General features: G+C 68.8%; 19 protein-coding genes and 1 pseudogene. 9 read left to right on the forward strand and 11 right to left on the reverse strand.

What is annotated here, in order from left to right; genetic code table 11:
• Positions 1-104 precede the first annotated feature (104 nt).
• The 4 genes from PV762_RS03700 (at position 105) to PV762_RS03715 (ending at position 7,263) form a co-directional block, all read left to right on the forward strand.
• Positions 105-1,598, forward strand: a complete 1,494-nt coding sequence (locus PV762_RS03700; protein ID WP_421033659.1) for a surface lipoprotein assembly modifier — start codon at positions 105-107, stop codon at positions 1,596-1,598.
• Entirely contained in the window at positions 1,595-3,388 is a 1,794-nt protein-coding gene (locus PV762_RS03705) for a FecR domain-containing protein (RefSeq protein WP_421033660.1), read from the forward strand. Before PV762_RS03700 ends, PV762_RS03705 begins: the two co-directional genes overlap by 4 nt.
• A 91-nt stretch (positions 3,389-3,479) precedes the next feature.
• A complete protein-coding gene (locus PV762_RS03710; protein ID WP_421033661.1) occupies positions 3,480-5,156 on the forward strand; it encodes an HD-GYP domain-containing protein in 1,677 nt (558 codons plus the stop codon).
• Positions 5,149-7,263 carry a CHASE2 domain-containing protein gene (locus PV762_RS03715; RefSeq protein ID WP_421033662.1) on the forward strand — a complete coding sequence of 705 codons (2,115 nt, stop codon included), beginning with the start codon at positions 5,149-5,151 and terminating at the stop codon, positions 7,261-7,263. Before PV762_RS03710 ends, PV762_RS03715 begins: the two co-directional genes overlap by 8 nt.
• Positions 7,264-7,595: 332 nt before the next feature.
• Here the strand turns inward: PV762_RS03715 and cynS are convergent, their stop codons facing one another.
• From cynS to PV762_RS03750, 7 genes are all read right to left on the reverse strand, one after another.
• Positions 7,596-8,039 carry a cyanase gene (cynS, locus tag PV762_RS03720; RefSeq protein WP_421033663.1) on the reverse strand — a complete coding sequence of 148 codons (444 nt, stop codon included), beginning with the start codon at positions 8,037-8,039 and terminating at the stop codon, positions 7,596-7,598.
• On the reverse strand, positions 8,036-8,839 hold the full coding sequence (locus PV762_RS03725) for an ABC transporter ATP-binding protein (protein WP_421033726.1): 804 nt from the start codon (positions 8,837-8,839) through the stop codon (positions 8,036-8,038). The genes cynS and PV762_RS03725 overlap by 4 nt, the downstream gene beginning before the upstream one ends.
• 37 nt (positions 8,840-8,876) lie before the next feature.
• Positions 8,877-9,773: a nitrate ABC transporter permease gene (gene ntrB / locus PV762_RS03730; RefSeq protein WP_421033664.1), complete on the reverse strand. Its 897-nt coding sequence runs from the start codon at positions 9,771-9,773 to the stop codon at positions 8,877-8,879.
• A gap of 13 nt (positions 9,774-9,786) precedes the next feature.
• Entirely contained in the window at positions 9,787-11,199 is a 1,413-nt protein-coding gene (locus tag PV762_RS03735) for a CmpA/NrtA family ABC transporter substrate-binding protein (RefSeq protein ID WP_421033665.1), read from the reverse strand.
• Positions 11,200-11,441: 242 nt separating this feature from the next.
• A complete protein-coding gene (locus tag PV762_RS03740; protein WP_421033666.1) occupies positions 11,442-12,107 on the reverse strand; it encodes a response regulator in 666 nt (221 codons plus the stop codon).
• Positions 12,104-13,330, reverse strand: a complete 1,227-nt coding sequence (locus PV762_RS03745) for a PAS domain S-box protein (RefSeq protein ID WP_421033667.1) — start codon at positions 13,328-13,330, stop codon at positions 12,104-12,106. The genes PV762_RS03740 and PV762_RS03745 overlap by 4 nt, the downstream gene beginning before the upstream one ends.
• A 94-nt stretch (positions 13,331-13,424) precedes the next feature.
• The gene (locus tag PV762_RS03750) at positions 13,425-13,976 is read right to left on the reverse strand and encodes a carboxymuconolactone decarboxylase family protein (RefSeq protein WP_421033668.1); all 552 of its coding nucleotides are present in this window, start codon (positions 13,974-13,976) and stop codon (positions 13,425-13,427) included.
• A gap of 143 nt (positions 13,977-14,119) precedes the next feature.
• Between PV762_RS03750 and PV762_RS03755 the strand changes: the two genes are divergently transcribed.
• The 4 genes from PV762_RS03755 to PV762_RS03770 all read left to right on the forward strand — a co-directional run bounded on the left by PV762_RS03755 (position 14,120) and on the right by PV762_RS03770 (position 16,599).
• On the forward strand, positions 14,120-15,049 hold the full coding sequence (locus PV762_RS03755) for a cupin domain-containing protein (RefSeq protein WP_421033669.1): 930 nt from the start codon (positions 14,120-14,122) through the stop codon (positions 15,047-15,049).
• Entirely contained in the window at positions 15,046-15,462 is a 417-nt protein-coding gene (locus PV762_RS03760; protein WP_421033670.1) for a DUF2024 family protein, read from the forward strand. The genes PV762_RS03755 and PV762_RS03760 overlap by 4 nt, the downstream gene beginning before the upstream one ends.
• Positions 15,463-15,523: 61 nt before the next feature.
• Positions 15,524-15,997, forward strand: a complete 474-nt coding sequence (locus PV762_RS03765; RefSeq protein WP_421033671.1) for a GNAT family N-acetyltransferase — start codon at positions 15,524-15,526, stop codon at positions 15,995-15,997.
• Positions 15,997-16,599 (forward strand): chlorite dismutase, encoded by a 603-nt coding sequence (locus PV762_RS03770; protein ID WP_421033672.1) that lies wholly within the window; start codon positions 15,997-15,999, stop codon positions 16,597-16,599. Before PV762_RS03765 ends, PV762_RS03770 begins: the two co-directional genes overlap by 1 nt.
• A 60-nt stretch (positions 16,600-16,659) precedes the next feature.
• Here the strand turns inward: PV762_RS03770 and PV762_RS03775 are convergent, their stop codons facing one another.
• Complete coding sequence (locus PV762_RS03775; protein WP_421033673.1) at positions 16,660-17,124, reverse strand: hypothetical protein; 465 nt, start codon at positions 17,122-17,124, stop codon at positions 16,660-16,662.
• A gap of 191 nt (positions 17,125-17,315) precedes the next feature.
• Between PV762_RS03775 and PV762_RS03780 the strand changes: the two genes are divergently transcribed.
• A complete protein-coding gene (locus PV762_RS03780; RefSeq protein WP_421033674.1) occupies positions 17,316-18,182 on the forward strand; it encodes a DUF3667 domain-containing protein in 867 nt (288 codons plus the stop codon).
• 114 nt (positions 18,183-18,296) lie between these two features.
• Here the strand turns inward: PV762_RS03780 and PV762_RS03785 are convergent, their stop codons facing one another.
• The 3 genes and pseudogenes from PV762_RS03785 to PV762_RS03795 form a co-directional block, all read right to left on the reverse strand.
• The gene (locus PV762_RS03785; RefSeq protein WP_421033675.1) at positions 18,297-20,516 is read right to left on the reverse strand and encodes an ATP-binding protein; all 2,220 of its coding nucleotides are present in this window, start codon (positions 20,514-20,516) and stop codon (positions 18,297-18,299) included.
• A 197-nt stretch (positions 20,517-20,713) separates the two neighbouring features.
• Positions 20,714-20,902, reverse strand: a pseudogene (locus PV762_RS03790) (CHRD domain-containing protein); the annotation flags it as partial.
• A gap of 36 nt (positions 20,903-20,938) precedes the next feature.
• The gene (locus PV762_RS03795) at positions 20,939-22,045 is read right to left on the reverse strand and encodes a Glu/Leu/Phe/Val family dehydrogenase (RefSeq protein WP_421033676.1); all 1,107 of its coding nucleotides are present in this window, start codon (positions 22,043-22,045) and stop codon (positions 20,939-20,941) included.
• Positions 22,046-22,220 lie beyond the last annotated feature (175 nt).

Genomic DNA, 22,220 nt, shown 5'->3' on the forward strand with positions numbered 1-22,220 from the left:
GGCCTTCGGCGATGACGCCGCATCCTCACAAGATAGCAGCGCACGGGTGCGGCGGATGTTCGGAAGCGAACTTAGCGTGGCTGCATCGCGAACATTGACGATTCATGCAGCGCTGGGCGCTCTCCCCGCGCGGAGGAAATCACAGGGCGAGCGGCATCGCACCTTCAATTGGTGGACGCGCGGCCGATGATGCTCCGTTGGGATGCGTCCGCGCATTCACGATAACAAATGAGGTGACTTTGAGTTCCCGAGAAACCGGATCCTTCGCTCGTTGTGGAAAAGCAGGCCTGTGGCGTCTTGCCCTGGCCGCGTCGATCGCCTGTTGCGGTACGGGTGTGCTGGCCCGGGACGCGTTGCTCGACCAAGCATCGTCATTGCTCGCGCGCCGCGATCCCGCGGCCGCGTATGCGCTGCTGGTCACCGCCGAAGCCAGCCGCGCCGGCGCTCCGGACTTCGACTATCTCTTCGGGATCGCCGCATTGGACTCCGGCCATGTGACGCGCGCCATCTTCGCGCTGGAGCGCGCCGTCGATGCGCGACCTGACGATCGGCTCGCGCGGGCCGAATTGGGCCGGGCCTACCTGGCCGCCGGCGATGCCCGGCGGGCGCGTGAGCAACTGGTGCTTGCCCGCGGCGGCGATACGCCGCCCGACGCGGCAGCCGCCATCGACCGCGTGCTGGGCGTGGTCGATCAGGTCGTTCCGCGGCGCGGGACCCGTGTGTCCGGCTATGTGGAACTCGGCGCCGGCCATGACAGCAACGTCAACAGCGCGACCAACCAGGGGGAGTTCGCGATCCCCGCGTTCGGCGGCATCCTTTTCCAGACCGCGCCGGAGAACCGTCGCCGAGCGGCCTCTTTCGGAAGCGTCGCGGCCGGCGCGCTTGCCGAGTTGCCGCTGGCGGCGGACTGGAGTCTCATCGGCGCCGCGAACCTCCGACACACGGCCAATCGCGACGTCCACGACATGGACACGGTGCTGGCCGACGCGACCGCCGGCGTCCGGCACACGGCCGGTTCGCAGAGCCAGACCCTCGCCGTGCAGGCCGGCTCCGCCCGGGTCGGATCGCGGCGCTACCGCGATGTCGGCGGCGTGACCGCGCAGTGGCAGTCGCAGTTCGACGAGAACATCCAGGGAAGTCTATTCGGCCAATGGTCGCGCCAGGACTTCCCCGGCGAGGTCGGCCGCGACAACGACCGGTCCGTGCTCGGTATGGGTCTGGCGCGCAGCTTCAGCGGCGGCGCGACGCTGGCATTCGGCAGCGTCTACGTCGCGCGTGAAGACACCAGCGCCGACTTCGCGTCCTTCGGACACCGCGGGCGCGGCGTGCGGATCGGCGTCGAACGGCGCCTGACCGGCGCGCTTGACCTGGTGGGTGACGCGCAATTCGAAGATCGACGCTACGGCGGCGAGGAGCCGTTCTTCGACACCGCCCGCCGCGACCGGCAGAAGGACGTGTCCGCCGGCCTGCGGTACCGGGTCGCCGATCGGTGGGAACTCGCCGGTCAGCTGCGCTACACACGCGCCTCGTCCAACGTCGTCCTCTACGACTACGTGCGCACCACCCTCCAGATCACCCTCCACAGGAGCTTCCCATGACCCTCGATGCACGACGGCCCTCCGACCGTCGCGTGGGCACCGCCTCCGTGCCCGGCCTGCGCCGTCTGGTAGCGACGGCCGCGTTGTGCGCAGTATCCGGGCTGGCCTGGTCGAGCCCGTCGGCGACCGTGCTGTTCTCGAGCGGCGAGGTGCACGCGGTCTCCGCCAAGGGCGAGGTGCGCGAACTCAAGACAGGGGCTCAGGTCGACTCCGGCGAGACCGTGCAGACGGGCAAAGGGCGCGTGCAACTGCGCATGGTCGACGGCGCCATGATGGCGCTCAGCGAGCAGACCACCCTGCGACTGGACGACTACCGCGTGGCGGGCGCTCCGGGCGGTGAGGAGCGCGGCTTCATGAGCCTGGTCCGCGGCGCGTTGCGCACGATCAGCGGGAGCATCGGCCACCCGCGCGCCGAGGAGTACCGGCTCGACACGCCGTCGGGCACGATCGGGATCCGCGGTACCGAGTACACGGCGGCCGTCAGCGGAGACGATGCCCTGGAGGTGGGTGTCATCGGCGGCCGCGTGGCGGTCTGCAACGACGGCGGTTGCGTGGACGTGCCCAAGGGCTTCACGGCGTTGGCGCCGAACCGGTCCGTGAAGCCCGCCGTCAGCGTGAAGCCGCTGGTGCTCCTGCAGCCTGGCAATGCGGCCGCGGTCGCGGCCATCCCGACGGAGGCGGCAACGCCCGTCGGGGAGATCCCCGCCTCCCGCAACACGCCCTCATCGGGAGAACATGTGTCGCAATTCCTGGTCGCGGCCATGACGCCGCCGGTCGCCGGGGCGCCCGTCACGGGAGCGGGTGCGCCGGCGGACGAGGATCTCCTGCCACCACTGCCAGGCTCCGCCGCCGTCGGATCTCCGTCGGGCGTCGGCGCGGGCGGGCAGAACGCGCCGATCGTGGTTGTGGCGCCCCCCGCGGCTTCGCCATCGCCATCGCCATCGCCGTCGCCGTTGCCGTCGCTGCCACCGCCGCCCGCACCCGCACCCGCACCCGCACCGGCACCAGGCCCATCTGGACCGCCGGCTCCTCCGACGCCGCCGACGCCCACGGTCCCGGGGCCGGTTCCCATCCCGCTGCCCGACGGCAACGTCACGCTCGGTCTGGTGTGGAGCACCGACAAGGGCGAAGTCGCTTCCGGGCTGACACAGGGCAAGGCGCACTTCAACCCCACGGGCGGCCTGCTGGACGCGGACAACCCCGCGACCGGCAAATCGATGCTCGAGAAGGGCCGGCCAACGGACGTCGGCGTTGATGGCGTCATCGGGTGGGGGCGATGGAGCGACGGCCAGAGCAAGGTCAAGGGCACCTCCAACGGCAAGGGCGTCGGCAACGGCAACCTCGCCACCCTGCATTACTTCGCCATTGCGCAGACCCCGACGGGGCCGGTGACCGGCGCGTTCTCGTCGATGGCGTCCACGGCGCCGACGGTGCAGTCCGACGGCAAGCTGGTGGCCGTCGGCGTTGTGAACGGGGCCGGCGGGTCGTTCAACGCGTCGTTGCAGCTGCAGCTCGGCGGCAGGGCGAGCTACTCGCTCACGGTGCCCGTGGCCGGCCAGACCTTCTCGCTGGTGGGCGTGGCGACGCAGACCTCGGCGTCCGGCTTCTCCGGCGTCTCGCTGATTTCCAGCACCGGGTCCGGCTGTCAGGGCGGATGCACCGGCAGCCTGGGCAACAACGTCTCGGTGATCGGCCAGATCGCCGGCGCGGCGGGCACGCGGGCCGGCGTGGCCTACGGCTTCGACAGCCGCATCGGCAATGTGTCGGGCGTGATCATCTTCAAGCGTTGAACCGATGAACTCACCCGACCCTCGCCACCCTCGACGCTCCGTCGAAGCGGTCCGGCTCAAAGGCCTGATCGAAACCTGCATCATGATGTCCATGAGCCGGGACCGCCAGGCCCTGCTGCAGCAGCTGCTCGGCGAAGGCCGCCGTCTGCTGCATTGCGACGGCGCCACGATGTACATGGTGACGGAACAGCAGACGCTGCGCTTCGAGCTGCGCACCCGCAGCGATCCCTTGCCATCCCAGCAGATCCCGCTATACCACGAGCACACCGGCCGTCCCAACGAGAACTTCGTCTCGGTGTATACGGTGCTGCACAACCGCGCCGTGCTGATCGACGATGTCTATGCGGAGAGCCGGTTCGACCTGACCGGCACGCGCGCTTTCGACGTCGCGACCGGATATCGCACCGTGTCCATGCTGACGGTGCCGATCGCCCCCCGCGGCGGTGCGCCGATCGGCGTGCTCCAGTTCATGAACGCGCTGGATCCCGCCACCGGCGCCATCGTTCCATTCGATCCCGAGACGGTGTCCCTGGTGGAGGCGATCGCGGCCCAGGCGGCGGTGGCGCTGGACAACCTGTCGCTGGTGGAGTCGCAGAAGGACCTGATGGGCAGCCTGATCCGGGTGCTCGCCAACGCGATCGACGCCAAGAGTCCCTACACCGGCCGCCATTGCGAGCGTGTGCCGGAGTTGGCGATCATGCTCGCGCGTGCGGCGAGCGACGCCACCGACGGCCCGCTCAGACATTTCGCCTTCCGGTCCGAGGAAGAGTGGGAGGAGTTCCGCATCGGCGCGTGGCTGCACGATTGCGGCAAGGTGACGACACCCGAGTACGTGATCGACAAGGCGACCAAGCTGGAGACCATCCACAACCGCATCCACGAGGTCCGGATGCGCTTCGAGGTCCTGCGGCGCGACCTGGAGATCGCGGCGCTGCAGGCGCGGCTGGACGGCAAGTGGACCGGCGACGTCCAGTCGGCGCATGAGACCGCGCTCGCGCAGCTCGAGGCGGACTTCGCGTTCGTGGCCAAGTGCAACGTTGGCACGGAGACGATGGACGATGAGGCGGTCGACCGACTGCATCGTGTCGGTGCCCGCCGCTGGACGAGGCACTTCGATGACCGTCTCGGCCTGTCGGCGGCCGAGCTGGCGAGCCGCGACGGCGAGGCCGACGCGGAACTGCCCTGCAGCGAACCGCTGCTGTCCGACCGCCTGCGCGACATCGTGCCGCGTCCGGCGGAGGACCGGCCGGATCCTGCCTACGGCTTCCGCATGGACGTCCCCGAACATCTCTACAACCGCGGCGAGCTGCACAACCTCGGCGTGCGCAGCGGGACGCTGACGCAGGAGGAGCGCTACAAGATCAACGAGCACATGGTGCACACGGTCATCATGCTCGAGCAGATGCCGTTCCCGAAACATCTGCGCCGCGTGCCGGAGTACGCCGGCACGCATCACGAGCGCATGGACGGAAAGGGCTATCCGCGCCGGCTCGGTCCGGACCGCCTGTCGGTGCCCAGCCGCATCATGGCGGTCGCCGACATCTTCGAAGCGCTGACGGCGTCGGACCGTCCGTACAAGAAGCCCAAGAAGCTGTCGGAGGCGCTGGCGGTGCTGCAGCGGATGGCGGGGCCGCACGTCGATCCGGACATCTTCAACCTGTTCCTGACCTCGGGCGTCTACCTCGACTTCGCGCGCAAGCACCTGGACCCGTCGCAGATCGACGTGGAGGACGCGAGCGCCTACCAGGCCGCAGGCGCCAATGGCTGAGATCGGCCTCCGGATGCCGCGCCGCGCCTGGCTCGTGCCGATAGGCGCGATGCTGGCGGCGATGGCGCTGATCCTGCAAGACCCCGTCCCTTTGCGCGTGGCGCGCAACGCCGTGTTCGACCAGTTCCAGCGCTGGCATCCGAGGCCTTATCTGGCGCCTCCCGTGCGGATCATCGACATCGACGAGGAAAGCCTGCGACGCATCGGTCAGTGGCCGTGGTCCCGTGCCCAGGTGGCGCGCCTGCTGGATGCCACGCGGCAGCTCGAGCCCGCATCGATATCGCTCGACATCATGTTCCCCGAACCCGAGGGGCAGACGCGCGCCGATGCGGGCGGCCGCGCTTCCGACGATCCCGACCAGATGCTGGCGCAGGCGCTGCGACGCGGCCGGGTCGCACTCGGCGCCGCGCTGACCGGACCGCGGGAAGCAGGCGACAAGACCGCCGCAGCCCTCTGGCTGTCGAAGGCCGGCTTCATCGCTGTCGGGGGCGAGCCGACCCGCTCGGTGCCGGCATTCTCGAGCAGCGTGACCAATCTCCGTGACCTGCAGCTGGCCGCGGCGGGGCTGGGCGCGATGACCTTCATGCCTGACGTGGACGGCGTCGTGCGCCGGGTACCGCTGCTGTTCAGCCTGCAAGGCCGGCCGGTGCCGTCGCTCACCGCAGAGGCGCTGCGCCTGGCCGCCGGCGCCGACGCCTATGTCGTCAACACTGCCGCGGACGCTGGCGGTGTCGTCGACCTGCGCATCGGCACGCATCGCGTCGACACCGATCAGACCGGCGCCTTGTGGATGCACTTCGCGCGCCCGCAGGCGGAACGCTACATGCCGGCGTGGCAGGTGCTGGAGGGGCGCGTTCCCCCGGCGTCGCTGAGGGGCCGCATCGTCCTGATCGGCACCTCGGCGCAAGGCCTGCTGGATCTGCGCTTCAGCCCGCTGGGGAGCGTCATTCCCGGTGTCGAAGTCCATGCGCAGGCGCTCGAGCAGATCGTGTCGGGTCAACAGCTGCGCAGACCCGGATGGGTGCCTGCCGCGGAGGGGATCGTCGCCTTGATCGGCTGCATCGCGGTGGGCATGGTCGCGATGAGGGTGCGTCCGGGCCGATCGAGCCTCCTCTTCCTCGGACTGACCGGTGCCATCGGACTGGCGGCATGGACGTCCTTCCGCTTCGAACGCCTGCTCCTGGATCCCGGTGGGCCCGTCCTGGCGATGGCGCTCGTCTTCGGCCCGACCATGTTGATGCGTCATCGGTGGGCGGAGCGGCGTCAGCGCTGGATGCAGACGACGTTTTCGCGGTATGTCTCGCCCAATCTGATCAACTACCTGTTGGCGAACCCGCAGGCGCTGGAGCTGGGCGGTCGGCGCCAGCGGTGCAGCTTCGTGTTCACCGACCTGGAAGGCTTCACGGGGAGGATGGAGTCGATGGATCCGTCGGTCGCGGTATCGGTGCTGAACACCTACCTTGACCGGATGATCGCCATCGCGTTCGAGCACGACGGCACACTGGACCGCATCGTGGGAGACGCGGTCGCAATCATGTTCTCCGCGCCGGTGCCGCAGGTCGACCACGAAGCGCGCGCGCTGCGTTGCGCGCTGGAGATGCAGGCGTTCGCGCGGGAGCATCTCGACACGCTGCAGCGGCAGGGCATCGCGTTCTGCGAGACCCGCATCGGTGTGCATACCGGTGAAGTGACCGTGGGCAACTTCGGCGGGGCAACACTCTTCGACTACCGGGCCCTGGGCGATCCGGTGAACACGTCGGCGCGGCTGGAGGGCGCCAACAAGTTCCTTGGAACCTCGCTCTGCGTGTCGGAGGAGACGCTGCGGGGATGCCCAGGGGCCGTGACGAGACCCATCGGGCGCTTGCGGCTGGCAGGCCGCTCGACCTACCTGATGGTCCACGAGGCCTTGGCGGCGGATGGGCGTGACGCCGAAGCCGACGCCGACTACGCGCGCGCCTTCGAGTTGATGCGAAGCGGCGACCCTGCCGCGCTCGCGGCGTTCGAGATCCTGGCGGCCGGCCGTCCCGAGGACAAGCTGGTCGCGTTGCATCTGAACCGGATGAGGGCCGGTCGGTGCGACGACGCGATCGATCTGATGGCGAAGTAGCCTGGCTCGAGGCCACTGCCTCCTGGGCGGATCATTCCGCCAAGCGTCTGCCGTTGAGGCGTGACAGACGGTCGAGCCCCACTGCGTTTCATCCCGCCCGGATGGCGGATCATCGGCTCCAGCTCGCCGGAATGGGACCGGCGTGGATCATTGGCTCCGCGTCGATTGCGGTTCCGGATCGGCCTGAAGACAACGACCACGCTCCGAGGACCGCTCCATGATGCTCGTGTCACGGCGGGGAAAGACGGCATCGACCGCCCGCGGGACGATGGCGGCACTGCGCGCCGACTGACGCCTCCAAGGCTGAGGGGCCAGTCCGGAAGACGGCCGCCTCAATACGTCTTGTACGGCAGGAACTTCCCGCTCATCACGATGCTGACGCGATCGCCCTTCGGATCGGGTTCGCGCTGCAGGTCCATGCGGAAGTCGATCGCGCTCATGATGCCGTCGCCGAACTCTTCGTGGATCAGCTCCTTGAACGTCGTGCCGTAGACGCTGATCAGCTCGTAGAAGCGGTAGATCAGCGGATCCGTCGGCACCGACGTCGGCAGGCTGCCCTTGTAGGGCACGACCTTGAGCCACTGCGTCTCCGCCTCGGTGAGGTCGAAGATCCCCGCGAGCGTCGCGGCCTGCGCATCGTCGAAGGTCATCTGCCCCAGGCAGCCGGCCGTGACCCACTCCTTGCTGAGGCCGACCGCCTCGGCCACGTCGGACCACTTCAGGCCCCTGGCCACCTTGGTGGCGATGATCTTTTCGGTGACGTCGAGTCGGCTCATGGGATGCTCCTTGCTGGGGTGACGGGATGGCTGCGCTCCACCAGGAAGTCCATGAGGTGGTTGCGCATCGGGTAGTACTGGGGATCGTGGTGCAGCGTGGCGCGCTGGCGCGAGCGGGCCATCGTGTTCACGACGATCTCCGCGACCCGCGCATTCGGGCCGTTCGACATCAGCATCACGCGGTCGGCGAGCAGGATGGCTTCGTCGACGTCGTGCGTGATCATGAAGACCGTCTGGCGAGTGGCGGCGCAGATCTTGAGGAGCTCGTCCTGGATGGTGCCGCGCGTGAGCGCATCCAGCGCGCCGAAGGGCTCGTCGAGCAGCAGCATGCGCGGCTCGATCGCGAAGGCGCGCGCGATGCCGACGCGCTGCTTCATGCCGCCGGAGAGCTGGCTCGGCTTCTTGTCGAGCGCCGGCGTCAGGCTGACCAGCGCCACGTACTTGCACACCTGCTCGTCGATCTTCGCCTTCGACCAGTCCGGCCACTTGCTGCGGACCGCGAAGGCGATGTTCTGCCGCACTGTCAGCCAGGGCATCAACGCATGGCCCTGGAAGACGACGCCGCGGTCCAGCCCCGGTGCGACGACCTCGCGGCCGTCGACGATGACGTGGCCGTCGCTCGCCCGCTCCAGACCGGCGAGGGTGTTGAGGATGGTCGTCTTGCCGCAGCCGCTGTGGCCGACGATGCAGACGAACTCGCCTTGACGCAGCGTGAAGTTCACGTCCTCGAAGATGGTCGTATCGCCGTAACGCTTGGCCAGGCCTTCGACACGGACCAGCACGGGCGACCTGTCGGGCATGGTGTCGACCGCCGCCGCGGCACCCTGTTCCAGGGGATCAATCCGCATACGTCACCGCCTTCTGCGCGCGGGCGAACAGCCCGTCCAGCGTCATGCCCACGAGGCCGATCACGAGGATGGCGAAGACCACGTTGGGCAGGCTGAGGTTGTTCCACTCGTTCCAGACGAAGTAGCCGATGCCGGTGCCGCCCACCAGCATCTCCGCCGCGACGATCACCAGCCAGGCGATGCCCATGCTGATGCGCATGCCGGTGAGGATGGTCGGCGCGGCGGCGGGCAGGATGACTTCGAGCGCGCGGCGCAGCGGTCGGACCTCCAGCGTGCGGGCGACGTTGAGCCACTCCTTGCGCACGCCGGCGACGCCGAAGGCCGTGTTGATCAGCATCGGCCAGACGCTGCAGATGAAGATCACGAAGATGCCGCTCGCCGCCGAATCCTTGATCGTGTAGAGCGCCAGCGGCATCCACGCCAGCGGCGAGATCGGCTTGAGCACCTGGATGAAGGGATCGAGCGCGCGGTGGATCAGCGGGCTCATGCCGATCGCGAAGCCCAGCGGGATCGCGACGAGCGCGGCGAGCACGTAGCCCAGCGCGACGCGCCCCAAAGAGTAGGCGAGCTGCAGGCCGATGCCCTTGTCGTTGGGGCCTTTGTCGTAGAACGGATCGGCGAGGTGATGCACCACCGTCGCGCCCATCTGCGCAAGCGTCGGGAAGCCGCTTTTCGTCGTCACTGGAGAGGTGCTTGCGCCGGCGTCGGCAGGCACGGGCTTGCCCATGAGCCTGGCGTATTCGATCTGCTCGGGCGTCATGGCCGGCGCGGCGGCGGTCGCGAGAGAGGCGGCCCCGGCATTCATCGTCGCCAGGTGCCAGATGCCCAGCAGAAGCCCGAAGAGCAGCAGCGAGAGCAGGGCGGCGCGCGCGTTCAGCGATGTCATCGACGATCCCCGGTCACGCGCGCTTGATCGCGAAGCCCGCCACGTAGGCATCGGGCTGCGCGGGATCGAAGGTCTTGCCCATGACGCTGAACTTCGGATACGCGCCGTCCGGAACGGCCTGATCGAGCGCCTTCATCTGCTTCTTCGCGTCGGTGAGCAGGAAGACCTTCTCCGCGATCTGCCTGTAGTTCACGTCGCCCTTCAGGTAGCCCCAGCGCTTCATCTGCGTGAGCATCCACACGGCCATGCTCTGCCAGGGGATCGGGTCGAAGTCGGCGCGGTCGGGCACGACGCGCACGTTGCCCAGACCGTCCGCGAACTTGCCGGTCAGCACCTGCGCGATCACCGTCTCGGGTTGGTTGAGATAGGCCTGCGGCGCGATGACCTTGGCGATGAGCTCGCGGTTGCGCGCCTCGCGCGCCATCGCGGCGGAGGTCAGCACCGCGCGGTACAGCGCGGCGAAGGTGTTCGGATGCTTCTGGATGAACTCGGTGCTGGTGCCGAAGGCGCAGCAGGGGTGGCCGTTCCACAGTTCCTTCGACAGGATGTGGATGAAGCCGGCTTCCTCGAAAACGGCGCGCTGGTTGAACGGATCCGGGCCGAGGAAGCCGTCGATGTTGCCGGCCCGCAGATTGGCGACCATCTCCGGCGGCGGCACGACGCGGATCTGGATGTCACGGTCTGGATCGAGCCCCGCTTCCGCCACGTAGTAACGCAGCAGGAAGTTGTGCATCGAGTACTCGAACGGCACGGCAAACTTGAAGCCCTTCCACGACTTCGGATCGCGCCTGTCCTTGTGCTTCATCGCCAGCGTGATGGCCTGGCCGTTGGTGTTCTGGATGGTCGCCACGTTCATCGGCGTGGCCGTCGCGCCCAGCCCCAGGCTGATGGCCAGCGGCATCGGGCTGAGGAAGTGCGTGGCGTCGTACTCCTTGTTGATGATCTTGTCGCGGATCAGCGCCCAGCCGGCGGTCTTCACGACTTCAACGTTCAGTCCCTGCTTGGCGTAGAAGCCCAGCGGGTGCGCCATGATCAGCGGCGTCGCGCAGGTGATGGGGATGAAGCCGATCTTGAGATCCTTCTTCTCGAGCGCGCCGCGCTCCTGCGCCATCGCCTGCAGCGGCGCGATCGGGAGCACGCTGCCGATGGCGGCCATCGCGCTGCCGCGGCCGACCGCGCGCAGGAAACGTCGCCGCAGCGCATCCTGCGGGAACAGCGCCTTCACCAGCGCCGCTTCGACGAACTGGTTGGATTCGGCTTCGATGTCCGTCGTGTCCATCGCATCGGCCCGCGTCCGTAGCGTCGAGACGGCCTGGTCACGGTCGAGTTGGCGGGCGTGCTCCGCCTCGCTGCCGTGGCGGCCGCAGGCGCAGTGCATCAGCAGCGGCCGATCAGCGTCGTAAGGGTCGTGTCGGAGGTCGCTCATCGCTGCTTTCCAGGTCGGTGGACGGAGGACTCCACTCTAGGAAAGCACGACGGTTCGCGGCATCGTGCGCGGCGTGGTTCTCGTGTAGGGGTGGCACTACAAACCTCGCGATCGCCCTCGGCCATGACATCGTTCAGCCAAGCGCGGGCTCTCCACGGGGCATGGGGCACCCCTCCAGGGACCCCAAGCCCCATTCCGGCCCCACTGAGACTCGCTGACCTCGTGTCTTTCCTGGACCGAGGTCAGGGGAAGAGGAGCTCGCGCCTCACGGCGAAGAGGGTCAACTCCACGTCGTTGCGCACACCGGTCTTCTCAAGGATGCGCGCGCGGTAGGTGGAAACGGTGTTGGAGGACAGGACGAGCTGCTCCGCGATCTCTCCGACGCTGCGACCCGCCACCAGCATCTGGAAGACCTGATGCTCGCGGTGCGACAGCACCTCATGCAACGGGACGCCGTCATCCGCGGCGAAGCCGTCCCCGATGGCGGCGGCCAGATGCTCGGCGACGCTGGGCGTGATGAAGCGGCGTCCGCGCGCGACGGTGCGCACGGCATCGATCATCTGCTCGCTGTCGGCGCTCTTGTTGAGGTAACCGGCTGCGCCCAGCTTGAGACTGCGCACCGCGTACTGCCGGTCCGGATAGGTGGAGAGCATCAGCACCGGCAGTTTCGGGAACTCGCTGCGCAGCGCCTTGAGGATGTCGAGCCCGTCGCGCTGCGGCATCGCGATGTCCAGCAGCACCACGTCCGGACCCGCACCGGCCGCAGCACCGGCGCGCACCTGCTGGATCGCCTCGGGACCGTTGGCGGCCTCGCCCATCACACGCAGGTCGCTGGCTTCGGCGAGGATCTGCTTAATGCCCTCGCGCACGATGCGGTGGTCGTCGCAGATCAGGACGCGGATGGTCATGACGGCATTCCTTCCGGCGCTGCGCCTTCGAGCGGCATCACCAGCCGCACCGTCGTGCCGCGCCCCGGTGCGCTGGAGATGCCCAGCCGTCCGCCGAACTGCGCCGCGCGTTCGCGCATGCCGAGCACGCCGTAGCTGCGCGCGTCGTTGAGCGCCTCGTCACGGGCGCCCACGCCGTCGTCGCTGACCTGCAGGTAGAGCACCGGAAGCGGCGGCGCATCGACGTCGATGCGGATCTCCACGCGCGAGGCCTTCGCGTGACGCGCGACGTTGGATAGCACCTCCTGGAAGATGCGGAAGACCGCGATCGCCAGGCCGCCTTCCGGCGGGACGACGTCGGCGGCGACGAAGATGCGGAAGCGCACGTCGCGCTCGTCGCTGCCGGCGAGCTGGAACTCCTGCGCCTGCCATTCGAGCGCGGCCCAGAGACCTTGGTGATCGAGGATGCTGGGGCGCAGGTCCGTGATGATGCGACCGACGGCATCCACCGCGGTGTCGACCAGGCCGCCCATGCGGTGGCACTTCGCCACCATGGCGTCGCGTTGCGCGTTGTCGCCGACGCGGCGTTCCAGCCAGTTGAGGTCCATCTTCAGCGCGACCAGCAGCGAACCGAGTTCGTCGTGGATCTCGCGCGCGATGCGCTTGCGCTCGGTCTCGCGGACAGCTTCGAGGTGATGGGCGAGTTCGCGCAGCTGCGAGGTGCGCTCGGCGACACGACGTTCGAGCTGGTCGTGACTGGCGCGCAGCTGCTCCTCGGCCTGCCTGCGCTTGGAGATGTCGACGAAGGTGACCACGGCGCCCTGGACCTGGCCATGCTCGAAGAGCGGATAGCTGGAGTACTCGGCCGGGAAGGCGCTGCCGTCGGCGCGCCAGAGCACCTCGTCGTCGATGCGGCAGGGGTCGCCGCGACGGAAGGCGTTGAAGATGGGGCAGTCGCACTCCTGGTAGCCGCTGCCGTCGCCATGGGAGTGGTGGATCAGCGCATGCATGTTGCGCCCGAGCACCTCGTCGGTGCGCCAGCCCAGCGTGTCGCAGGCGGCGCGATTCACGAAGGTGCATCGCCCGTCCATGTCGATGCCGAAGATGCCCTCGCCGGTGCTGGCCAGCAGCAGCGCGAGACGACGCGCGGCCTCGTCGGGCGAGGCCTGGCCGCCGAGGGCATCGACGGGCGCGACGGGCGCGACGGGAGCGACGGGAGCGGGCAGGGCAGTCGGCGGGAGCATGCCCTGCGGCCGTGCAAGGGATGTGCCACGTCGGCCCGTTGCTGCCGGAGCCTGACCGACCCGCGATGGGCGCGAGCCGGTCGGCGATACGCGCTCAGGCGCGGCGCAGCTTCACCGACGGGAAGTCGACCGGCACCGCGAAGGCGACGTTCACATAGTTGGTGAACAGGTTCAGCGCGACGTGCGCGAGGATCTCGACGATGGCGCCGTCGTCGAAGCCGACATCGCGCAGCGATTGCACGTCGGCGTCGTTGACCTGGGCGCGGTCGCTGACGACCTTGAGCGCGAAGCGCAGCGCGGCGGCGGTGGTGGGATCGGCCGATTCGCCCATCTGCGCGGCGGCCATCTCGTCGGAGGTGGCGCCCGCCTTGCGGCCCAGCGCGGTGTGCGCGGCCAGGCAGTACGCGCAGGCGTTGCGATCGGCGATGGCGACGGCGATCTGCTCGCCGAGTTTGGCGGGGATCACGCCGCCGCCCAGGGCGCCGAAGCTGCCCCACATGCTCTTGATGGCGGCGGGCGAGTTGGCCACGGCGCGGAACATCGCCGGCGTGGCGCCGAAGGCGGCCTGGATCTGGTCGAGCGCGACCTTGGCGTCGCCTTGGGCCTGCTTGGGATCGACGAGGGCGACGCGGGAAGTCGTGGACATGATGTTTCCTTTCAGGGGTGGATGTGGGGTATCGGTGCTTGGTGTCAGGCAGCGTCTGGTGTTCGTCTGCTGCTGGACGTCAGTGTGTGCTTCGAAGGAGTACTATTGGCCGCATTTCATCCATCAAACGCATCCAAACGTCCATGGCTGCCAAGTCCGCATCAACTGCCCCATCGACTCCCGGGTCGACGGCGTCGCTTCCGCCGATCGACCGCCTGTCGTCGCTGCTGGAGCACTTCCGCGTTCGCGCGCGGCTGTTCCACGTCGGACCGCTGTGCGGGGTGAATCCCTTCGATCCGGTGCCGGGCCGCGGCTTCCTGCATGTGATGAAGCGCGGCGAGATGGAGCTGCGCCATCCGGCCAGCGCGGGCCTGCCGCGCAAGCTGCGCGTGGACGAGCCGTCGCTGCTCTTCTATCCGCGCCCGGTGGCGCACGAGTTCCGCAATCCGCCGCGCGAGGGGTGCGACTTCACCTGCGCGGAGCTGGAATTCGACGGCGGTCCGCTGAATCCGCTGGTGCGGGCGCTGCCGCCGTTGGTGCTGTTGCCGCTGGCGCGCGTGGAGGGGCTGGAGCTGTCGCTGCAGCTACTGTTCTCGGAGACGGAACGGCTGCGCTGCGGACAACGCGTGCTGGCGGATCGCCTGTTCGAGGTCGTGCTGATCCAGCTGTTGCGCTGGCTCATCGACCATCCGGCGGAGGCGGGCGTGCAGCCCGGGCTGGTGACCGGCCTGTCGGACCCGCGGGTCGCGCTGGCGCTCGCGGCGGTCCACGAAGCGCCGGGCGAGGCGTGGTCGCTCGAACGTATGGCCGAGCGCGCCGGCATGTCGCGCAGCGCCTTCGCGGCGCGCTTCCGCGAGCTGGTGGGGCAAGCGCCGGCCGCGTACCTCGCCGACTGGCGGCTGAGCCTGGCGCAGGAGCAACTGCGGCTGGGCCGCTCGATCAAGCAGATCGCCGATCAGCTGGGATATGCGAATGCGTCCGCGCTGTCGCGCGTCTTCACCCAGCGGGTCGGGCGCTCGCCGCGCGAGTGGCGGCAGGCGCTCGCGGAGCCCTCCAAGACGAACGCGAATTGACGCCTGCTTCGGAGGGAGGCCTCAGCACGCTCGATTGCCACGTGGTGGCCTGCCGGGACGATCTGATTCGGGTGCTGGACGTTCAGTGGCGTCCGTCGCGCTGCGGTCTTCCACACTGGCGCATCGACAACTTGCCCGATGTGGACCCCATGAAGATCGCCGTATTCGACACCTACGTCACCCGCCCCGACGGCCGCCTGATGCATTTCGACATCCTCGTTCCGGACGCGTCCCGCGCGCAGGAACAGGTGCTGGCTTTCGGCCGCAGGTACCTCGCTGCGCGCGGCCTGCCTGCGCACCAGCTGTCGGCTGAAGAGTGCCGCTTCTGCCACATGGAAATCGCGCCGGAACCGGTCGTCGAGCAGATCGACCGCGAGGGCTTCGCGATCATCGAGTTGGCGAACTGCGAATGAAATTTCTGAGCGCCGGATCCGAGAGCCGTGAGCCCACGATAGAGTGTCGCGCGGAGACTAGTTGATCCCGCCAATTTCGATGAATCCTTTTTGGACTGAACGCGCCGTTCTGTCTTCGGATGCCGATCAGATCGCCGCGCATGCGTGCTACCGCCAAGAGGATGCGCATCGCCGTGCAGGCTACACGGCGTGGCTGGCGCCTCGCATCGATGCCGGGCGTTATCTCGGCCTGTTTGCTAACCACGATGGCGCGGTCGTCGGCGGTGCCGGCGTCGTCCTGCTGGACTGGGGCCCGACGCGCGCCAATCCGGGCGGACTGATGGGACGTGTCGCCAACGTCTTCGTCGAGCCGCAGCATCGGGGCCATGGCATCGCGCGTTCTCTCGTCGCCAACGTGATGGCGCGATGCGAGGCGCTGGGTGTACGCGAGTTCAATCTCGGCGCAACGACGGAAGCACGATCGCTCTACCAGTCGTTGGGTTTCATCGACTATCCCGCGGAGATGCGGCGGCGTGTCTTGGAGAAGCAACTGTGATGAGTCCATTGCCATCGCTTGACGGCACGCACGCTGGTGCGTCGCTCAGCGCCCGCTACTTCCGGTTTGCCGGCGTCGATCGCGGCGACTGGCAGGTGCTCGATCAGCGTGTGATCGTCGGCGAAGCGCTCGCGGACGTGGCCGCGCTGACGGTCGTGCCGCCGACGTCGCCGACACCTGATTCGATGCATTGGATGCTCAGCGGCGTGACGAGCAACGAGCGCTACGTGGAGCGCGAGGAGAAGGCCGCGCTGGTCAACAGGCAGGAGCCACTGGGCCGTCCCGGCGCTACCTGCGCGGCGCTGATCCCGATCCGAAAGAACGCGACCTGGTGGGCGCTGACCCAGGACGAACGCCGACGGATCTTCGAAGCGGACTCCCGCCACATCGCCATCGGTCTTCAGGCCTTGCCGGCGATCGCGCGCCGATTGCACCACTGCCGAGACCTGCCCACGCCGGAGCCGTTCGACTTCCTGACCTGGTTCGAGTACGCGCCGCAGAATGAGCCCATCTTCGACAAGCTGTTGCGGGATCTCCGCAGCACGCACGAGTGGAGCTATGTCGACTGGGAAGTCGAGTTGCGGCTGATGCGCGAGGCCTGACGATCCCTCGCCATCAGATTTGCCGCTGCCGAGACATGACGCCGGAGCACTTGAACCCGTTCAGGGCTTCGCCTTGCCCTTCTGGATATCCATCTTGCTGTCCGGATCCAGCGTGCGCACGAGGTAGCGCGTCCGCGCATCGAAGGAGCCGCGGGCGATGACGACGCCGGGGTTCTCCGCGTGATAAACCGCCGCTTCGAGGATCACCGGATCCTTCGACGGCGCGATCAGCCAGCCGCCCGGCTCGACCTTGGGCAGCGGCGAGCAGGGCATCGGCCCCGTGTGCTCCGCGATGCCCTTCTCGGGATACCAGATCACGCACTGGCCCTTCTTGAGCGGCAGCAGCGGCGCCGGGATGCGGTTCTTCGCCGTGACGTTGAAGTAGGAGTTGTCCTGCCCGGGGGCGGCGCGGCCCACGTCCCGCTCGGGATCGGACGCCTTGCCGACGGATTGGGCCGAGGCGCCGATGCCGGTCAGCAGGGCGGCGGTGCCGACGAGGGCGGCGGCGAGGTGGCGGAAGGTCATGACGGACTCCTGTTGTGATGCCGGCCTCCTCCTGAGGCCCTTGCCGACAACAGGCAACCGGCATGCCAGCGCCGCCGCGCCCCGGGGGAACCCGACCCGGGACTTCCATGCCCGCGACCTATCATCGGGCCCGCTCGACCGGCAGGGAGTGAATCGCCGGCGCGCCTACGACGACTTCGGAGCCGCCCGCGATGACGCCTCTTCCCTCGGTCCCCGCTTCGGTCCCTCCTTCGGGCCACCCCCCGGCGCCCGCCGCCGCGACCTGCCACAACTGCGATCTGGCGCTCCAGCCCGGCGCGCACTTCTGTCCCCATTGCGGCCAGGAAGCCCATCTGCACGCGGCCTCGATGCGCGAGTTCATCCATGAATTCGTCGGCCACTACGTCGCGCTGGAGGGGCCGTTGTGGCGGACCCTGTGGGCGATGCTGTTCCTGCCCGGACGTCTGACGCGCGAGTACTTCATCGGCCGACGCCGGAGATATGTACAGCCGTTGCGCCTCTACCTGAGCCTCAGCTTCATCTTCTTCATCGCCGTGCATCTGCTGCCCGGCGATCACGGGCTCAAGGTGACGCGCGACGAACAGGCCATCGCGCAGGCGCGCCAGGGCAGTTGCTCCAGCCCAGGGAGTCATTGCACCGACTGGCAACGTCGCCTCGACGGCGTCGGCGAGCGCCTGGCCAGCAGCTCCGCCGTGCAGGTGCAGAAGCGCCTGGACAAGCTCGCACCGTACGCGATGCTGTTGATGCAGCCGGTGTTCGCCGGCCTGCTCGCACTGGTCTTCCTGCGGCGGCGGATGAAGTACGCCGAGCATTTCGTCTTCGCGCTGCACCTGCATGCCTGCTGGTTCGCCGCCTATCTGCTGGCGATCGTGCTGCCGGCCGCTGCGACAGGCATCGTCGCACTGGTGTTGCTGCACGGTGTCATCGCGCTGCGCACCGTCTACGGCACCAGTTGGTGGGGCGGCGTCTGGCGGGGCGGGGTGCTCACGGCGCTCTATCTGCCCCTGCTGCTGGTGGGCATGGGCGCGCTGGTGTTCGGTGCGGCGTTGATCGCTTGACCTCGCTGGCGAGCAGGATCTGATGGACTCCCGAGGCCGCTGGCCGCACCCTCTCGCAAGCGGGAGACATAGTCATCCCTGAACGGCGAGACGCCCTGCGTCCAGCAGTCATACCTAGACGGCCGGGTTCCCTGCGTCGAGCAGTTCTTCCATCACCTGCTCCAGCTCGTTGAACTCCACCGGCTTGACCAGGTGGGCGTCGAAGCCCGCGGCGGCGGTGGCCTCGCGGTCGGAGCGCTGGCCCCAGCCGGTGATCGCGATCAACGCGAGCGGCTCGGCGCCTGGCGTCGATCTCAGCTGGCGCGCGACATCCGTCCCGGAGAGCCCGGGCAGGCCGATGTCCAGCAGCACCACGCGCGGCTGCGTGCGTTCGAAGACCGCCAGCGCCTCCTCGCCGCTGTAGGCGACGGTCGCGCGATACCCGACGCCACGCAACACCTCGGCCAGCGTATTGGCGGCGTCCACGTTGTCGTCGACGACCAGGACCAGGGTCTGACTCCGACTCTGCGCCGCCAGCGGGCGTGCGCCGTCGACCGAGGTCCCGTCCGCGCTCGCGGGGGCGGCCGGGGCGTCCTCCACCAACGGCAGGCTGACCGTGAAACGGCTGCCGTGTCCGATGCCTTCGCTCGCCACGGCGATCGTGCCGTCGTGCAGCTGCACCAGCTGTTTCGACACGGCCAGGCCGATGCCCAGCCCCGACGGCGCCGGACCGCGCGCATCGATGCGCGTGAACAGCTCGAAGACCCGCGGCTGCATCGCCGGCGCGATGCCCACGCCCCGGTCCGTCACCGTGATCTGGGCCCGTCCCGACACCACCGCGACGTCCACATCCACCTCGCCCGGCTCCGGGCTGTACTTGGCCGCGTTGTCCAGCAGGTTGCCCAGCACCTGCTGCAGCCGTGTCGGATCGCCGTCCACCGGCACCGCGGCCGGCGGCAGCGACAGCGTGACGCGGTGCTGCATCTCGACATACAGCGGCTCGATCGCCTCCAGCGCCTGCCGCACCACCGTGCGCAGGTCGATGACCTGGCGCTTGAGCTCGACCACGTTGCGCGTGATGCGGCTCATGTCCAGCAGGTCGTCCAGCAGCCGCGCCATGTGCGCCGACTGCCGCGCGATGATGTCCGTGGCCTGCGCGCGGGTGTCGTCCGACGACGACTGCCGCAGCATCGCGACCGCGTAGCGGATCGGCGCCATGGGGTTGCGCAGCTCGTGCGCGAGCGTGGCCAGGAAGGAGTCCTTGCGCTCGCTCTCGCGCCGCAGTTCCTCCTGCGCCGCCGACAGCTCGGTGACGTCCACCGTCGCCCCGATCACCCGCTGCACCTGGCCGTCCTCCGCCATGATCGGCCGCAGCGAGGTGAGCAGCTGGTAGATCCTGCCGCTGTGCGTCGTGCGCTGCGCCAGGTTCATCGAGTGACCTGTCAGCACCGCCTCGCGGACGATGCCGGCGAACTCCGGCTCGCCGACCAGGCTGCCGACCTCCGCGCCGATCAGCGCCTCGCGCGTGAAGCCCATCGGCGTGTTGAAGGCCCAGGTGTAGCGGCCCTGGACGTCGCATTCCCAGGCCATCACCTTGCCGCTCTGCAGCGCGAGGTGGAAACGCTCCTCCGCGGCCTGGCTGGCGCGCAGCGCCTCCTGCTGCTGCGTGACGTCGACCGCGACGCCGTAGGCATGCACCGCGCGGCCCTTCGCGTCCAGGCTCACATAGCCGTCGAACTGGGTCCAGACGACCTCGCCGTCGTCCGCGCGCGTGATCGGGCAGGCCAGGCTGAAGCGGCCGCCGCTCTGCGTGGCGTAGCGGTAGCGGTCGCGGAAGCGCGTCGCGTCCTCGGCGGACATGCCGGCCAGCATGTCGTCGATGGACTTCCAGTGCTGGCCGAAGAGCTGCTTGGCGCCGCCGCCGGTGGTGGCGAAGCCGGTCACGGCGTCCCAGTCCCAGGTGATCATGCGGCCCGCGGCCAGCGCGAGGTTGAGCCGCCGGCGGCTGTTGCGCTTCTTCCGCATCAGCCGCCCCGCCCAGGCAGATACCGAGGCGACAAGCAAGCCCGTCAGCAGGAACAGCACGACCATCGCGGCGTCCGGCAGCGAGTTGACCGGGAACATCTGTCCGACCGGCTCGACCCAGAGGTAGAGGATCGCGAGGCTGGCCGCGACCAGGAAGGTCAGCGCGGGCGCCATGCCGCAGACCAGTCCGACGATCACCAGCGAGGGGAAGTAGGGCAGCAACGGCTCGCGGCCGCTGAGCGCCGGCTGGAGCTGCAGGTTGAGCCAGGTCGCGGCGACGAAGACGAGCACCGCCGTCGGCCAACGCAACCAGAACCTCTCGATGACCATCTTGCCGTTCCTCCCCACTGCTCCCGCAGCCGCTCCGATCGGAGGCCCGTTCTTTTCGCGGGCTCCCCGTGGAGGGCAGAGCCTGGAGCATACCGAGGCAGGGAGGGGTTGGACCGTCTGACGTGTCCCCGACGTGTGTCGTTCGATGACAGGGCGACGCCGTCAATCGGGCGGCGGATCGGCGGCGTCCGCCCCGGTCAGCCCTGGTGCATTCGCCGCCGCGCCAGACCGCCGACCGTGAGCGCACCGGCGATCATCAACGCGTCACTCGACGGGTCGGGCACCGCGCTGGTCACCAGGAAGCCGCGGATCTCCCCGCCCGGCGCGAAGGTCGAGTGCACGTTCAGATACGCATTGCCGCCCGCCAGTCCCGTCGACAACGCCGCCGTGAAGGCGCCGTCGTCATCGCGAAGCGGGAGCGATCAGACCGGCTTGACCAGCAGCGAACGCGCCCAGGCGTCGGCCTCGCGCGCCGGCGTCTGGCCGCTGACCTGGATGCGGTCCAGCAGCTCGGCGACGCGATGGCGGATCTGGCCGACCTCGGCCATCACCGCGTTCTCCTCGCCTTCGTTGCGGAACTCGCGCGCGACGCTGATGATGCCGCCGGCGTTCACCAGATAGTCCGGCAGGTAGGTGATGCCGCGGGCCTGCAGCGCGTCGCCGTCGGCGGCCGTGGCCAGCTGGTTGTTGGCGGCGCCGGCGATCAGCGCGGCCTGCAGCGCGGGGATGCTCTGCGCGTTCAGCGTCGCGCCCAGCGCGCACGGCGCGACGACGTCGACGTCCGCCGCCAGGATCTCGTGGATGCCGACGGCCTTCGCGCCCAGCTCGACCTGCGCGCGCGCGACCTTCTCGGCGTTCACGTCGGCGACGACCAGCTTGGCGCCGGCGCGATGCAGGTATTCAGCCAGGTGCCAGCCCACCGCGCCCAGGCCCTGCAGCGCGACGCGCACGCCTTCGAGCGATTCGCGGCGCAGCACGCGCTTGACGCCTTCGTCGATGGACACGAACACACCGTAGGCGGTCTTGGGGCTGGGGTCGCCGCCGAAGGCGCCTTCGCGCGGGATGCCCGACACGTACTGCGTCTGGGCCATCATGCCCTTCATGTCGGCCGTGGTGGTGCCGACGTCCTCGGCGGTGATGTAGGCGCCCTGCAGCGACTGCACCGCTCGGCCGAAGGCCGCGAACAGCGCGGCGCGGTCGACATCGCCCTGCGGCTTGATGATCACCGCCTTGCCGCCGCCGAAGGGCAGGTTGGCCAGCGCGTTCTTCAGGCTCATGCCCTGCGACAGCCGCAGCGCGTCGTTCAGCGCGGCCAGCTCGTTGTCGTAGTTCCAGAAGCGGCAGCCGCCGAAGGCCGGGCCGCGCGCGGTGCTGTGCACCGCCAGGATCGCCTTGAGGCCGGTTTCCGGATCCGCGGCCAGCAGCACGCGTTCGTGCGGCGCCTGGTCGGGCAGGCCGAAGAGGGACGAGGGGATGGCGTCGGTCGAACCGGCGGCGAGGGCGCGGGCGATGTCGGTGATGGCGTTCATGGGAACCTGCACTTGTGATGCTTGAAGAAGACCGGACGCTGACGATCCGGCAGGGGATGTCACGCTTGTGGCGTGCGGGCCGGCAGTTTAAGCCGCTTGGCCCGCCTGTGCCGCAGCAACCACGCCGTCCCCTTGTTGGGCGATTGGCGCACGGATTGGCCCGTGATACACCGGT

The sequence above is a fragment of the Mitsuaria sp. CC2 genome (assembly GCF_048957715.1).
Taxonomy (GTDB): Bacteria; Pseudomonadota; Gammaproteobacteria; order Burkholderiales; family Burkholderiaceae_C; genus Roseateles.

What these genes read in the sequence shown, in the direction of transcription:
- PV762_RS03700 (WP_421033659.1), top strand. Translation starts at nt 105, where the DNA reads ATGCAGCGCTGGGCGCTCTCCCCGCGCGGAGGAAATCACAGGGCGAGC.
- PV762_RS03745 (WP_421033667.1), bottom strand. Translation starts at nt 13,330, where the DNA reads ATGCTCCCGCCGACTGCCCTGCCCGCTCCCGTCGCTCCCGTCGCGCCC.
- PV762_RS03750 (WP_421033668.1), bottom strand. Translation starts at nt 13,976, where the DNA reads ATGTCCACGACTTCCCGCGTCGCCCTCGTCGATCCCAAGCAGGCCCAA.
- PV762_RS03740 (WP_421033666.1), bottom strand. Translation starts at nt 12,107, where the DNA reads ATGACCATCCGCGTCCTGATCTGCGACGACCACCGCATCGTGCGCGAG.
- PV762_RS03780 (WP_421033674.1), top strand. Translation starts at nt 17,316, where the DNA reads ATGACGCCTCTTCCCTCGGTCCCCGCTTCGGTCCCTCCTTCGGGCCAC.
- PV762_RS03795 (WP_421033676.1), bottom strand. Translation starts at nt 22,045, where the DNA reads ATGAACGCCATCACCGACATCGCCCGCGCCCTCGCCGCCGGTTCGACC.
- cynS (WP_421033663.1), bottom strand. Translation starts at nt 8,039, where the DNA reads ATGAGCCGACTCGACGTCACCGAAAAGATCATCGCCACCAAGGTGGCC.
- PV762_RS03710 (WP_421033661.1), top strand. Translation starts at nt 3,480, where the DNA reads ATGAGCCGGGACCGCCAGGCCCTGCTGCAGCAGCTGCTCGGCGAAGGC.
- ntrB (WP_421033664.1), bottom strand. Translation starts at nt 9,773, where the DNA reads ATGACATCGCTGAACGCGCGCGCCGCCCTGCTCTCGCTGCTGCTCTTC.
- PV762_RS03755 (WP_421033669.1), top strand. Translation starts at nt 14,120, where the DNA reads ATGGCTGCCAAGTCCGCATCAACTGCCCCATCGACTCCCGGGTCGACG.
- PV762_RS03725 (WP_421033726.1), bottom strand. Translation starts at nt 8,839, where the DNA reads ATGCCCGACAGGTCGCCCGTGCTGGTCCGTGTCGAAGGCCTGGCCAAG.
- PV762_RS03770 (WP_421033672.1), top strand. Translation starts at nt 15,997, where the DNA reads ATGAGTCCATTGCCATCGCTTGACGGCACGCACGCTGGTGCGTCGCTC.
- PV762_RS03775 (WP_421033673.1), bottom strand. Translation starts at nt 17,124, where the DNA reads ATGACCTTCCGCCACCTCGCCGCCGCCCTCGTCGGCACCGCCGCCCTG.
- PV762_RS03705 (WP_421033660.1), top strand. Translation starts at nt 1,595, where the DNA reads ATGACCCTCGATGCACGACGGCCCTCCGACCGTCGCGTGGGCACCGCC.
- PV762_RS03785 (WP_421033675.1), bottom strand. Translation starts at nt 20,516, where the DNA reads ATGGTCATCGAGAGGTTCTGGTTGCGTTGGCCGACGGCGGTGCTCGTC.
- PV762_RS03735 (WP_421033665.1), bottom strand. Translation starts at nt 11,199, where the DNA reads ATGAGCGACCTCCGACACGACCCTTACGACGCTGATCGGCCGCTGCTG.
- PV762_RS03715 (WP_421033662.1), top strand. Translation starts at nt 5,149, where the DNA reads ATGGCTGAGATCGGCCTCCGGATGCCGCGCCGCGCCTGGCTCGTGCCG.